Origin of the sequence: Streptomyces aureoversilis, assembly GCF_042657885.1 — a bacterium.
In the GTDB taxonomy this organism is placed as follows: Bacteria; Actinomycetota; Actinomycetes; order Streptomycetales; family Streptomycetaceae; genus Streptomyces; species Streptomyces aureoversilis.
Genome location: NZ_JBHSKJ010000017.1, coordinates 57365 through 70039 on the forward strand (window position 1 = coordinate 57365; position 12675 = coordinate 70039).

The following is a 12675-nucleotide window of genomic DNA, read 5'->3' on the forward strand; positions in this document are numbered from 1 at the left end:
CGCTCGACCCGAACGGGTTTCCGGACGGCGGAGTCGGCGAACTCCCCGCAGTGCCCGCGCCTTCACGAAGCCGAGCGACTCCTAGGGGCGGTAGCCGACGACCCGGTCTCCGGGGCTGTCCGGCTCCGGGTCGGTGTGGAACGTGCTGACGGCGGCGAGCCACTCGGCGAGCGTGATGCTTCCGTCGCCGTCCGAGTCGATCCGGTGGAAGGCCTCCTCGGCCCGGTCGGCAGGGATGCCTTCCACGGCTTGCGCCCGGACGAATTCCGACCGGTCCACGACACCGTCGTCGTCCGTGTCCACGAGGTTGACATGGGCGGCGATCACGGGTTCGAAGATGCGCATGATCGTCCCGTCGGCGCCGGCCGACGACAAGGCGGCCACGAATCCCTGCCGGTCCAGGGGCTTGTGGTGAGCGATGCCGGCCCGGTCCGCGATCTGCTGCCAGCAGCTGCGGGAGGCGGCGTATCCGGCCGCGGCCTTCGGGGAGCCGGCGCTCAGGCCGAGCCCTTCGAGGAGCCGTTCCACGCGCGCCGTGAAGTCGGTTTCACCGATGAAACCGTCGCGGTCGGTGTCGTAGATGCCGAAACGGTGGTCGTACTTGGCCACCAGCCGCTCGTCCACCATGACCGTGTCCTCCTCAGCCATCGCGGCCGTCACCTTGGGTGTGTGCGTGCGAGAGGCACCGTCAAGGTGCCCTCGCTGGAGAACCGTGCCCCGCTCAAACCCCGGACCAACGACGTGGACGGCACGTCAGCCGTCCGGCTCAACCGCGGTGCGGTCAGTGCGCGGAATCCGCCGGCGCCGCCTTGAGCGTCAAGGCTCCCGGAATCGCGGCGAAGGCGGTGGCGAGTTCGGCGGCGAGGGCGTCTCGGCCCGGATCGCCCGGGAGGGACACCCAGGTGTCCACCGCGTAGTGACAGGCGGCGACGAGGAAGTCGAGGGCCAGGCGCAGGCGCAGGTCGTCGCGGGGGTCTTCGATGCGGAGCCGGCGCCGGAGGGTCTCGGCCGCGCTGCGGGCCGTGCGGTCGCAGAAGTGCAGGCCGTGGGCGTCCATGGACGGCGTCTCGGCGGCCAGGCGGCGGCTGAGGCGGACGCGTCGCGTCCATCCCTCGTCGCTCATCCGCTCCAGCGCCGCGAACACCGATGCCTGCAGCATCGCCAGGACCGTTTCGCCGCCGCCGGGTCCTCCCGGTCCGCCCGGTCCGCGGGTCTCCAGGTCGTCGAGGAACGCCGCCCACAGGTCCTGGGTCGGCGCCATCGCCACGTCTTCCTTGCTGGCGAAGTTACGGAAGAACGTGCGCTTGGAGACCTCGACCGCGTCGCACAGCTCGTCCAGCGTCGCCCCGTCGAAGCCCCGTTCCGTGAACAGCTCCAGGGCGGTGTCGATCAGCGCCTGACGGGTGCGCAGTTTCTTGCGCTCGCGCAGCGGGAGGCGCTCTGCGGGCGCAGGCGCGGCCGCGGGTACGCCCGCAGGTACGCCGGGAGCGTCAGGTGCGTCGGTCGTTGCCATCACGGCCAGTGTAGCGGGGGCGCTAATGCCACCTGTAGGTTAATGCCACTGAGTGGCACAATCTCCTCGGCGCAGTCGATCCCGAAGCCGATCCCGAAGCCGATCTCGAAAGGGCTGACCCTCCATGCGCGCACTCCTCGTCGATCCCGCCGCCCCCGGCCGCCTGCGCCTGGGCGAGGCACCGGACCCCCAACCCGCCCCGCACCAGGCACTCGTCCGCGTCGCCGCGACCTCGCTCAACTTCGGCGAGGTCCGGCACGCCCTGGCGGAGGCCCCCGCCGGAGCCGTACTCGGCTGGGACGCCGCCGGTGTCGTGGAACGCGCCGCGGCCGACGGCTCCGGCCCCGCCGCCGGCACCCCCGTGGTCACGCTCGCCCCCGACGGCGCCTGGGCGGAACTGCGCGCGGTCGACTCCGATCTCATCGGCACCGTCCCCGCCGGCACCGACCTCGGCACCGTCAGCACCGTCCCCGTCGCCGGCGCCAGCGCCCTGCGCGCGCTGCAGCGCCTCGGACCGATCCTCGGCAAGCGCGTCCTGATCACCGGCGCCACCGGGGGAGTCGGCCGGTACGCGGTCCAGCTCGCCCGCCGCGGCGGAGCGCACGTCATCGCCTCCACCGGCGACCCCCGCACCCACGGCGACAGCCTGCGCGCCCTCGGCGCACACGAGATCGTGACCGGCCCTGAAGCCCTCGCCGAACCCGTGCACGGAGTCATCGACATGGTCGGCGGACGACACCTGGTCGAGGGCTACGCCCGCCTCGCCGAACACGGCACCCTCGTCTCGGTGGGCCGCGCCGCCCAAGACCCCGACACCTTCCCGCCCGGCGCCTTCTCCGGCGCCCCCACCGGGCACGACCGCTCGCTGACCAGCTTCTTCCTGCTGCGCTGCACGGGACTCGGCCCCGACCTGACCCTCCTGGCCGAACTCGTCGCCGCCGGAGAACTCGATCCGCAGATCGCCTGGCGCGGCCCGTGGAGCGCGGCCGCCGACGCCGTCGGCCTGCTCCTCGGACGCCGCCTGCACGGCAAGGCGGTCGTAGACCTCTCCTGACCCCTCCGCCCCGTCCGAGGCCGGGCCCGGGCCCGGGTGGTGACGGTGCCTAAGATCGCCGGATGGACATCTCCCGGCTCCCCGCAGAGGCGCGGCAGCGGCGCAGCGCCGAGATACGTGAATTCCTGCGCTCGCGCCGGTCCCGGCTGACTCCCGAGGACGTGGGAATGCCGTCCGGCGGCGGGCGCCGCACCCCCGGCCTGCGTCGCGAGGAAGTGGCGGTGCTCGCCGGGGTCGGGGTGTCCTGGTACACGTGGCTGGAGCAGGGGCGCGAGATCAACGTGTCGGCCGACGTGCTGGACGCCATCGCGCGCGTGCTGCGCTTCGACGCCGCCGAGCGGGAACACCTGTACCTGCTGGCCGGCCTCAACCCGCCACAGGCGCCCGCGTCCGACCGGGAGGTCCCCTCCGGGCTCCGGCGCGTGATCGACGGCTGGCTGCCGAGGCCCGCCTACGTCATCGACCGGCACTGGAACCTGGTCGTGGTCAACCGCGCCGCCCGCGTGGTGTTCGGCTACGACGAGGTTGACCACAACTGTCTCGTGAGCTTCTTCACCAGCGCCCGCCACCGTACGGCGCTGCACCGCTGGGAGGACCGGGCACGGGCGATCGTCGGCCAGTTCCGGGCGGACGCCGCCCGCTACCCGGACGATCCCGAGTTCGGCCGGCTCGCCGCCGACATGTGCGCCGCGAGCCCCGCGTTCGCCGCCGTCTGGGCGGAACACCCCGTCGGCAGCGCTGCCCACGGCATCAAGGTGCTCGACCTCCCGGAGGCGGGGCAGATGGCCTTCGAGTACACCACGCTGCCGCTGTCCGACCTGCCCGGCCATCGGCTGCTGCTGTACACCCCCGCTCCGGACACGGACACCGGCTCACGGCTGGAGGCCCTGCTGTCCACGCCGGAGCCGCTGGCAGGCTGAGCTCCCGACGTCGCCGAGCGCCCGCCGCCCGCGCCTTCACGACGCCGGAGGCCATCCGGCGAGGCCTCAGGGTGGTGGTGTCGGACCCAGGCTCAGCCGACCCTTCCGGCCGGGACCGGCCCGCTCGAAGATCGTCGGCATGAAGCGATTCACCAACAAGACGGTCCTGATCACGGGCGGCACCAGCGGCATGGGCTTCGCCACCGCACAACGGCTCCTGGACGAGGGCGCGTACGTCGTCATCACCGGGCGCGACCAGGCGCGCCTCGACGCCGCCGTCGCCCGGCTGGGCGCCGGCCCGGAGCGTATCCTCGCCGTCCGCGCGGACGTGGCCTCGCTGGCCGACCTCGATCACCTCGTGCGGCGGACGGAGACCTGGCGCGGCCACCTCGACGCGGTCTTCGCCAACGCGGGCGTCGGGGTGTTCAAGCCGGGCGCCGAGATCACCGAGGCCGACTTCGACCACGTCGTCGACGTCAATTTCAAGGGCGTCTTCTTCACCGTCCACAAGGCGCTGCCCCTGATGCGGGACGGCGGTGCCGTCGTCATCAACGCCTCCTGGACCCTGTACCGCGGGCTGTCCGTGGCGTCCGTCTACTCCGCCAGCAAGGCAGCCGTCCACAACCTCGCCCGTACGCTGGGCGCGGATCTCGCCCCCCGCGGCATCAGGGTCAACTCCGTCAGTCCCGGCTACATCGACACCGAGATGTACCGGGAGGCGAACCCCGCACCCGACGCCGAGGCCCGCAACGCCGCGGAGGTGCCCCTGGGCTCCCTCGGTCACCCCGGCGACGTCGCGGCGGCCGTGGCATTCCTCGCTTCGGACGACGCCGCGTACATCACCGGCCAGGACCTCGTCATCGACGGCGGCCTCGTCGGTTCCGTGCCCGCAGCGGTCCAGGGGTGACGCGTGGGGCACGAGACGCTCTCGCCTCCCAAGGCCGGGCGCGCACGGGAGGCGAGGCCCGGCACCGGCCGCGGCCCCGGTCCCGGATCCGGCAGCGGTGCCGGCATCGCGTTGGCGGCCGTACTGCTGACGTTGCTGATCCTGCCGACCGCGGTCACCGGGGCGGGAGTCCTGCTCCCGCACATCGGGCGCGACACGCATGCGTCGCTGGACGCCCTGCAGTGGGTGGTGCACGGCTACAACCTGACCTTCGCCAGCTTCCTGCTGGCCGGCGGCTCGCTGGCCGACCTGATAGGACGCCGTCGCATGTTCACGGCGGGCGCCGCACTGTTCACGGCGGCCTCCGCGGCGAGTGCCCTGGCGACCGACGTGCACCTGCTCGATCTCGCACGCGGCGCGGCTGGCATCGGCGCCGCCGCACTCCTGACCAGCGGCAGCTCCATCCTGGCCACGACCTTCGCGGGGCCGGCACGCACCCGGGTGTTCACCGCCGTCGGCGTCGCCACGGGCGGCGGACTCGCCCTGGGGGCCATGGCCGCGGGGGTGCTGGCGGACACCCTGGGGTGGCGCTCCTTCTACGGCGTGCACGCGCTGCTGATGCTGCTGGTCCTGCTCGCCGTACCGTACCTGCGGGAATCGCGCGGCGCGGCGGCGGCCGGGGTGGACTGGCCGGGAACCGTGACGTTCGTCAGCAGTCTCTTCCTCCTCATGCTCGGCACGGTCGAGGGCCCGCAGTGGGGCTGGGGCAGTCCCGGCGTCCTGGGCCTGCTCGCGGGGGCGGTGCTGCTGATGGTGGTCTTCGGCCTGGTGGAGCGGCGCCGGCCGCATCCGATGTTCGACCTGCGGCTGCTGCGCAACGCCCGTCTCATGGCGCTGTGCCTGATCCCCGTGGTGGTGACGTTCGCGTACGTGATCCTGCTGCCGCTCCTGCCCAACTACCTGCTGGTCGCGAACGGATCGAGCAGCCGGGCGGCCGGCACCACGATGCTGCTGATGACGCTGCCGATCCTGGTCACCCCGGTCCTGGCCGGAAAGCTGATCAAGCGGGGCCTGTCCACCCGCTCCGTGTTCGCCCTCAGCCCGGCGTGCCTGACGGGAGGCGTGGCCTGGCTCGCCACCGTCCTCCGGCCGGGCGTCGGCCCGGCGGAGCTGGCCGGTCCGCTGATCGTGCTCGGAGTCGGCCTGGGTCTCAACTTCGGCCTGGTCGACGGCGCGGTACTGACCGTCGTGGCACCGGAGTCCACCGGAGCGGCGGCCGGATTCCTCAACACCCTCCGGCTGGGCAGTGAGGCCGTCGCCATCGCGGCGGCCGGGTCGGCGCTGGTCAATCTGGCGGAGCACCGGCTGAGGGACGGGCTCCAGCGCTTCCCCGGCTACCACGGGGACTCCGGGACCCTGGCCAACAGCCTGAACGCGGGCGACGCGACCGGTCCCGCGGCAACCCTGCCGAGCGAACTGCAGCCACGGTTCTCCGCATTCCTCGCCCACGCACTCACCGACGCATGGCGGACCGTGCTGCTGGCGAGCGCCGTGATCTGCGCGCTCCTGTCCGTGGCGATCTACGTCATGCTCGCCGAACGCCACGAGCGCTCCGGGCGCCCCGATCCCGCATCGACCCCATAGGGGTTTGCAGGGGGCTCCTCGCAGTCGGGACGCCCGCCCGGCCCGCGTCCCGGAGCGCCATCTCATCGGAGATGACGTCGCCCAGCCGCCGGACCCCTTCGCGGATGCGCTCCGGTGGCGGGTAGCAGAACGACAGGCGCATGTTCGCCCGGCCGCTGCCGTCGGCGAAGAAGCCGGCGCCGGGTACGTAGGCGACGCGGGCGCCGGTCGCCCGGGGCAGCATGGCCTTGGCGTCCAGCCCGTCGGGGAGGGTGGCCCAGACGAAGAAGCCTCCCGCCGGGGTCGTCCAGGTCACGCCCGGGGGCATGTACGCGGTGAGCGCGTCGAGCATGGCGTCGCGGCGTTCGCGGTACATCTCCCGGAAGACCTTGATCTGGTCCGGCCAGGGCTGGGTGCGCAGGTAGCGGTCGACGGCGAGCTGGGTGAACGGGGACTGGGACAGGATCGCGGACTCGGCCGCCAGGACCAGCTTGTCCCGGACGGCGGCGGGCGCGAGGGCCCAGCCGACGCGCAGCCCCGCGGCGAAGGTCTTGGAGAACGAACCGAGGTAGACCACGTCGTGGCCGCGGGCCGCGTCGGCGCGCAGGGCGCGCACCGGCTCGCCGTCGTAGCGCAGCAGCCCGTACGGGTTGTCCTCCAGGATCAGCACCCCGGCGCGGCGGCAGACTTCGAGGACCTGGTGCCGCCGCGCGGCCGAGAGGGTCACTCCGGCGGGATTCTGGAACGTCGGCACGGTGTAGAAGAGTTTGGGGGTGCGTCCTTGGGCGTGCAGGCGGGCGAAGGCGTCGGCCAGGGCCTCGGGGACGACTCCGTCACCGTCCATCGGGACGTGGGCGATACGGGCCTGGTACGCGGCGAAGGTGTTGATCGCCGTCACGTAGGTGGGGGCCTCGGTGACCACGGTGTCGCCCGGGTCGAGGAAGATCCTGGCGACCAGGTCCAGGGCCTGCTGCGAGCCGCTGGTGACGACCACGTCGTCCGGCGCGGCGGTGATGCCTTCGAGGGCCATGACGTCGCAGATGCTCTCGCGTAACGACCCGACGCCTTGCGCGGAGCCGTACTGGAGGGCGACCGTCCCCTGCTGCAGGACGAGGTCGGCCATCACGGCGCTGACGGTCTCCAGCGGCAGCGCCGCGACGTTCGGCATCCCGCCTGCCAGGGAGACCACCTCCGGGCGGGCCGCCACGGCGAACAGGGCCCGTACTTCGGAGGCGATCATTCCGTCCGTGCGGGCGGCGTAGCGGCTCCGCCAGGGGTCGAGCGCGGGACGTTTCCCGGGTGAGCCGAGCGAACCAAGCGAACCAGGTGAATCAGGTGAATCTGATGGTTCATCGGACTGCGACTGCATCGGCCGTCTCCCTCACCGCACCGTGACCTCGGAACGGACCCGAGGGTAGTGAGGCGGGCGGGTGACATCCTCCTTCCGTCACCCGCCCGGGTGACGGAAGGAAGAAGGCGAAGCCGTGGCAGCGGCAGTGGCAGCCGGTCGTTACTTCGACTGCGGCGGCACCGCCACGGACGCCCGTACGTGGTGCAGGTGCACCACGACGTCGAAGGCGCGTCCGAGAGCGAGCGGCGGAGTCGGGTCGTTGGGGTACCGCCCGGGAACGACGAACGTGGGGCGCTCGGTGTTCAGCCAGCTCTTGACGGCCGGGTTGCGGCCGGCCTCGCGCAGGTCGACGTAGAAGTCGCGGTGGCGCACCTGGTCGAGGGTGTACTCGTTGCTGCCGGGCGCGGCCGGGCCGACGCTGTAGGTTCCCGACCCGCCCGTCGCCGTCTTGGCGCGGTAGTCGCCGCCGTAGAAGGAGGTGCCGACGGCGAGGTAGTCGCGGCCCGCGAGCTCGCGCAGGTCCGCGCCCATCGTGACCGGGTAGTACTCGGGCACCGCGGACTCGTAGGAGACGTGCCCGTTGTGGGCCGAGACCACGATCCGCTCGCCGGTCTGCCGCTGCCACCACACGGCGGTCTCCGCCATGGTCCGGTCGCGGTGGCGGCTGGCGGCCTTCGCCTGGGCCGGGTCGCTCCAGTCCACGGTGTACTCCGTGGCCATGTGCGAGAGGATCCGGGCCTCCTGCAGCACCCAGGGGTCCTGCTTCCCGGCTTTGGACAGCAGCTGGTACGCGGCCTCCGCGTCCTTGGCGATCGTCTTCCGTTCGGCGAGCGGCAGGGCGTTGTACGCGGCCATGCGCGCGGCCACGCCGGTGGGCAGGGCGCGCAGTGCGGCGTAGTGGCGGCGGAGTTCGGGCGCGAGGGCGGGCTCGTTGCCCTCCGCCCAGGTCAGGATGCGCTCGTACTGCTCCGGGTCGGCGTCGGAGAAGTCCATGCCCACGACCCGGATCTTGTGCGAGCCGGTGCGGTTGTACTCCCGCATCCAGCTGAACAGCTGGGCGAGTTCCTCGGTGTCGAGCAGGGAGTACCCGTCCTGGAACTCCTCACGCATGATCTGCCGGACGTCGCCCTTGCCGGTGAGGAGGTACGTGTTCAGCCGGGTGGCCGCCGACCAGCTGATCTCCATGGCGTAGGCGGAGAAGCCTTCGCGCCGGACCAGCTGCCTGAACAGCCGGTCCTTCACCGTGAACACTTCCTTCGAGCCGTGCGAGGCCTCGCCGAAGCCGACGATGGACGCACCGCGGGTCATCGAGGCGAACGCGGCCAGGTCGCCCGCCGGCCCGCCGGGCTCGGCGGTGCGCAGCGGGTGGGCGTACCGCTCCAGGCCGGCGACCACGTCGCGGTCCGAGGCGGTGGGGCGAACGGCGGCCTGCCCGGCGGGGGCAGCGGCCGCGGCCGCGCCGGCGGCGGCCGGGCCCAGGAGTGCGGCGAGGGCGAGGGACAGGGCCGCTGCCGGCACTATGGAACGGCGCAATGATGCGTGTGTCATGCAGGGATGTTATCCAGGGGGCCGCAGGGACCTTCTGGAGCCATGGAGGTGCCCGGGGTCATCCCCCGAGGCGCCCGCTCACCACGTGACCGGCAGGTCCACCGGCCCCCGGATCAGCACCTCGGTCTGCCACCGCACCTGTGTCCGCGGCGTGGCCAGCCGCATGGTGGGCAGCCGGCGGGCCAGGGTGGCCAGCAACAGCTCCGACTCCATGCGGGCGAGCATGGGGCCCACGCAGAAGTGCGGTCCGTGCCCGAAGGCGACGTGCGGCGGGCCCTGGCGGTCCACGTCGATGCGACCGGGATCGGGGTAGACCTGCTCGTCCCAGTTGGCCGCGACGTAGGAGACGTAGACGAAATCCCCCTGACGGATCAGGACGCCGCCCACTTCGACGTCCTCGGTGGCGATCCGCGGCTGCCCGACCCCGTGCTTGTGCGGGATCCAGCGCAGCAACTCCTCCACCGCCTGCGGCACCAGTGCGGGTTCGGACTGCAGCCTGTCCATCAGCCCCTTCTCGGTGAGCAGCGCGTACACCATGTTGGAGGCGTTGTTGCGGACCGCGTGCCAGCCGTTGAGCCCCATGAGGGTGGCCAGCGCGAGGAGCTCCTCTTCGTCGATGCGGCCTTCGTCGACGGCGGCCACCATCGCGCTCATCAGATCGTTCCGGGGCTCGGCCCGGCGCAGGGCGGCCAGTTCGCGGAAATACGCCCTGGCCGCTTGCTGGACCTGCTTCGCGCGCTCGGCCGCCGCGTGGTCCGACGCCCTCGACAGCAGGATCTGGGCCCAGTCGCGCACGCGCGTGCGGTCGGCCGCCGGGATGCCGAGCAGCTCGCTGATCACCTCCAGGGGAAACGGTGAGGTGACGTGGCGAACGACGTCGGCGGGCGGACCGGCTTCGAGCAGCCCGTCGACCAGGCGGTCGAGGACGGCCTGGGCGCGAGGGCGCAGCAGGTCCATGCGGCGCTGGGTGAAGGCGGGGGCCACGACCGCGCGCACGCGTGCGTGATCGGGCGGGTCCACGAAGCTGACGGCCCTGTCGAGCGGGATGAAGTGCTTGGTCATCTTCGGGACGGAACGCCCGACGATGTCCCGGCTGAACCGCCGGTCCGAGGTGACGAACCGCACGTCGGCGTGCCGGGTCACGAGCCAGCAGTCGCCTTCGCCGTGCGGTAGCCGGATCCGGGAGACCGGGGCGTCTTTCAGCGATTCCCAGAGAAAGGGGTCGAATTCCAGTGCCGGTAGATCGGTGACGTCGTACAGCCGTGGACACTCCATTTCACATCCTCCTCTCTGTCATGGGTGCCCGCGGATTCCCTCGCCCTACACATCCGGCAGGAGTGACGCGCACGTATCTCTTTTTCGGTCGGCCGTGGCCACCGTTGTGCGCAGCGTGCGTCGCCGCGCCTGCTTCGCTCTTTCCCTTTCTCTTTCCCCTGCCCTGTTTCTCACCGCGCTTACGACCCGGATCCGACCCGGACTTCTTCGAACCTCGTCAGTCACGGATTCCCGCGGCGCGCAGCCGCCGGGACACCTCGTCCCAGGAGGGGTCGACGGGAGCGGCGAGTTCCGGCGACGCACCCACGCCGCGGTCCTTGAAGCCGCTGGACGTGGAGATGCAGACGACCGGCCCCTCCCGCTCCACCCCCTGGCCCGCACTGCGCAGGCCGGCCAGCCCCGCGGCGGCCGAGAGTTCCGCCCACAGGCCGTGGCCGGCCAGCTCCGCCTGGGCGGCCCGCATCTGCTCGTCGCTGACCAGCAGCGCACTGCCGCCGCTCCCGCGCACGGCCAGCACGCCCCGGATGCTGCCGACCGCGCAGTCGATGCCGTACGCGTCCGACTCGCCGACGTCGACCCGGGTGGCCGGGACCCCTTGGCGCAGGGCGGCGTGGAGCGGGCCGCCGAGGGCGGGCTCGCAGGCGTGGATGCGCGGGACGCTCTCCGCCAGGCCGAGCCGGTGCAGTTCCGTGAACCCCTTCCAGACGCCGAAGAGCAGTTCTCCGTAGCCGGTGGGCACGAACACCGCCGAGGGGACGCCGAGATCGGCGAAGATCTCGTACGCGACGGTCTTGTAGCCCTCGGCACCGAAGGGGTGACCGGTGTGGGTCACCGCGAGGTTGCTGACCGGGTGCAGGCCCGTGCGGTCGGTGATGAGCCGCATCAGCGGCCAGCGGTCGGCAGCGGGCACGGGCAGGACCACCGCCCCGTAGGCGTTCAGGAAGGAGGCGACCGCGGGCGGCATGTCCGCGGACGCGAGCACGACGCAGCGCAGCCCGGCACGCGCCGCGTACGCGGCGGCGGACGCGCCGTGATTTCCGGAGGAGGCGACGACGATGCCGCTCGCCCCGACGCCGACGGCGGCGCTGGCGGTGACGCGGTTGAGCCGGTCCTTGTGGCTCCATGTGGGGTTGCGGGATTCGTCCTTGATGAAGATGCCGTCCCCGATGTCGATCAGCGGGGTGCCGCCTTCCCCGAGGCCGGGGGCCGGCAGCGGGGGCAGTAGCGGGGCCCACCGGTCGTGACCGGCGGCGCGGCCCGCACCGGTGTGGGAGCCGGCACCGGTGAACAGCGCCGGACTCGCCTTGTCGTACGCGTAGTCCACTTCGAGCGGGTGGGCGATCGTGTCGGTGCTCGTGGTGGGGCACCCCGCGACCAGCGGCGGCCACAGCGGGTGGCGGACCTCCGGATCGCCCAGGGACCGTTGGCTGGTGGCTAGCGAGTCTCCTGCAGTCATCGACGTGGTCATGGCCGGGAGTCTAGAACCGGGGCTCTGGAACCGGGCGCTCAATGACCACCCTGCAGCCGTGCCCGGTACCGGCCCGGCGTCGTCCCGAACTCCCTGTTGAAGGCGTGTGAGAGGGCGTACGGGCTGCCGTAGCCGACGCGGCGGGCGATGGCGGCGAGGGTGTCCGGGGTGTCGCGGAGCAGGGTGGCGGCGAAGGTCAGGCGCCACCACGTCAGGTACGCCATCGGCGGGCGGCCCACCATGGCCGTGAACCGGCGGGCCAGGGTGGGCCGGGAGACGCCCGCCGCGGCGGCCAGGCGCTCGTTGGTCCAGGGCGCGGCCGGGTCCGCGTGGAGCGCGCGCAGGGCGGCGGCCGTCACGTCGTCGCTCAGCGCACCGGGCCAGGCTCCGGCCGTGCTCTCGGCCATCCAGGAGCGGATCATGTAGACGAGGAGGAGGTCGAGCAGGCTCGGCAGAGCCGTGTGCGAACCGGGCCGCAGTACGTCCAGCTCGCCGCCCAGCAGGCCGATGGCGGCGCGGAGTTCGGGGTGCCTGCCCACGCGGTTCGGCAGGTGGACGACCTTCGGCAGTTCCGCCATCAGCGGGTGCACGCGGCTGCGGTCGAGCCGGTACTTGCCGCACAGCATCTCCACGTCGCGGTCGAGGTCGCCGTTGCCGCTGCCGTCGCCGCGACCGGTGCCGTCTCGCGCGCCGGGCTCGTCGCGCCACCGGTCGAACGGCACCGCGTTCTGCACGGCTGCCGCATCGAGCGCGGAATCGGCGAGCACGTGGCCCGTACCGTGCGGGAGCAGCACCGCGTCACCCGCGCCGAGGGAGATCGGGGAGCCTCCGTCGGCCAGCAGCCGGCAGGTGCCCTCCAGGACGACGTGGAATCCGGCCCCGTCGTACGGCGCCATGCGCACGCACCAGCTCCCGCTCGCCCGCACCCGGTCGGAGAAGGGGCGTCCGAGGCGTACGGCGGAGAGTGCGTCGCTGACCACGTCCATGGCTGTCAGGGTATCGCCGGTGGGCATCAGGCTTGAGACGCTGACGTATTC

At 72.4% G+C, this 12675-nt stretch carries 11 protein-coding genes; 4 read left to right on the forward strand and 7 right to left on the reverse strand.

Features of this window, described 5'->3' with window-relative positions; genetic code table 11:
* Positions 1 to 81 precede the first annotated feature (81 nt).
* Together ACFPP6_RS26590 and ACFPP6_RS26595 are read right to left on the reverse strand one after the other, a co-directional pair.
* Complete coding sequence (locus tag ACFPP6_RS26590) at positions 82 to 648, reverse strand: EF-hand domain-containing protein (protein WP_382047252.1); 567 nt, start codon at positions 646 to 648, stop codon at positions 82 to 84.
* A 133-nt stretch (positions 649 to 781) separates the two neighbouring features.
* On the reverse strand, positions 782 to 1513 hold the full coding sequence (locus ACFPP6_RS26595) for a TetR/AcrR family transcriptional regulator (protein ID WP_382047255.1): 732 nt from the start codon (positions 1511 to 1513) through the stop codon (positions 782 to 784).
* A gap of 124 nt (positions 1514 to 1637) precedes the next feature.
* On the opposite strand from ACFPP6_RS26595, the gene ACFPP6_RS26600 reads away from it, so the two are divergent.
* From ACFPP6_RS26600 to ACFPP6_RS26615, 4 genes are all read left to right on the forward strand, one after another.
* Positions 1638 to 2567: a zinc-binding dehydrogenase gene (locus ACFPP6_RS26600; RefSeq protein ID WP_382047258.1), complete on the forward strand. Its 930-nt coding sequence runs from the start codon at positions 1638 to 1640 to the stop codon at positions 2565 to 2567.
* Between the two features lie 62 nt (positions 2568 to 2629).
* Positions 2630 to 3487, forward strand: a complete 858-nt coding sequence (locus ACFPP6_RS26605) for a helix-turn-helix transcriptional regulator (RefSeq protein ID WP_382047261.1) — start codon at positions 2630 to 2632, stop codon at positions 3485 to 3487.
* Positions 3488 to 3626: 139 nt separating this feature from the next.
* Positions 3627 to 4394 (forward strand): SDR family NAD(P)-dependent oxidoreductase, encoded by a 768-nt coding sequence (locus ACFPP6_RS26610; protein WP_382047264.1) that lies wholly within the window; start codon positions 3627 to 3629, stop codon positions 4392 to 4394.
* 3 nt (positions 4395 to 4397) lie between these two features.
* Positions 4398 to 6017 carry an MFS transporter gene (locus ACFPP6_RS26615; RefSeq protein ID WP_382047267.1) on the forward strand — a complete coding sequence of 540 codons (1620 nt, stop codon included), beginning with the start codon at positions 4398 to 4400 and terminating at the stop codon, positions 6015 to 6017.
* On the opposite strand, the gene ACFPP6_RS26620 is transcribed toward ACFPP6_RS26615, so the two are convergent.
* From ACFPP6_RS26620 to ACFPP6_RS26640, 5 genes are all read right to left on the reverse strand, one after another.
* A complete protein-coding gene (locus tag ACFPP6_RS26620; protein ID WP_382047270.1) occupies positions 5959 to 7236 on the reverse strand; it encodes an aminotransferase-like domain-containing protein in 1278 nt (425 codons plus the stop codon). The genes ACFPP6_RS26615 and ACFPP6_RS26620 overlap by 59 nt on opposite strands.
* Positions 7237 to 7506: 270 nt before the next feature.
* Positions 7507 to 8895, reverse strand: a complete 1389-nt coding sequence (locus tag ACFPP6_RS26625; protein WP_382047273.1) for an erythromycin esterase family protein — start codon at positions 8893 to 8895, stop codon at positions 7507 to 7509.
* Positions 8896 to 8973: 78 nt separating this feature from the next.
* Positions 8974 to 10170 (reverse strand): cytochrome P450, encoded by a 1197-nt coding sequence (locus tag ACFPP6_RS26630; protein WP_382047276.1) that lies wholly within the window; start codon positions 10168 to 10170, stop codon positions 8974 to 8976.
* A gap of 217 nt (positions 10171 to 10387) precedes the next feature.
* Positions 10388 to 11638 carry a threonine synthase gene (locus ACFPP6_RS26635; protein ID WP_382047279.1) on the reverse strand — a complete coding sequence of 417 codons (1251 nt, stop codon included), beginning with the start codon at positions 11636 to 11638 and terminating at the stop codon, positions 10388 to 10390.
* A 38-nt stretch (positions 11639 to 11676) separates the two neighbouring features.
* Positions 11677 to 12624: an AraC family transcriptional regulator gene (locus tag ACFPP6_RS26640; protein WP_382047282.1), complete on the reverse strand. Its 948-nt coding sequence runs from the start codon at positions 12622 to 12624 to the stop codon at positions 11677 to 11679.
* Positions 12625 to 12675 lie beyond the last annotated feature (51 nt).

What these genes read in the sequence shown, in the direction of transcription:
- ACFPP6_RS26635 (WP_382047279.1), bottom strand. Translation starts at nt 11,638, where the DNA reads ATGACCACGTCGATGACTGCAGGAGACTCGCTAGCCACCAGCCAACGG.
- ACFPP6_RS26605 (WP_382047261.1), top strand. Translation starts at nt 2,630, where the DNA reads ATGGACATCTCCCGGCTCCCCGCAGAGGCGCGGCAGCGGCGCAGCGCC.
- ACFPP6_RS26630 (WP_382047276.1), bottom strand. Translation starts at nt 10,170, where the DNA reads ATGGAGTGTCCACGGCTGTACGACGTCACCGATCTACCGGCACTGGAA.
- ACFPP6_RS26595 (WP_382047255.1), bottom strand. Translation starts at nt 1,513, where the DNA reads ATGGCAACGACCGACGCACCTGACGCTCCCGGCGTACCTGCGGGCGTA.
- ACFPP6_RS26590 (WP_382047252.1), bottom strand. Translation starts at nt 648, where the DNA reads ATGGCTGAGGAGGACACGGTCATGGTGGACGAGCGGCTGGTGGCCAAG.
- ACFPP6_RS26625 (WP_382047273.1), bottom strand. Translation starts at nt 8,895, where the DNA reads ATGACACACGCATCATTGCGCCGTTCCATAGTGCCGGCAGCGGCCCTG.
- ACFPP6_RS26640 (WP_382047282.1), bottom strand. Translation starts at nt 12,624, where the DNA reads ATGGACGTGGTCAGCGACGCACTCTCCGCCGTACGCCTCGGACGCCCC.
- ACFPP6_RS26600 (WP_382047258.1), top strand. Translation starts at nt 1,638, where the DNA reads ATGCGCGCACTCCTCGTCGATCCCGCCGCCCCCGGCCGCCTGCGCCTG.
- ACFPP6_RS26610 (WP_382047264.1), top strand. Translation starts at nt 3,627, where the DNA reads ATGAAGCGATTCACCAACAAGACGGTCCTGATCACGGGCGGCACCAGC.
- ACFPP6_RS26620 (WP_382047270.1), bottom strand. Translation starts at nt 7,236, where the DNA reads ATGATCGCCTCCGAAGTACGGGCCCTGTTCGCCGTGGCGGCCCGCCCG.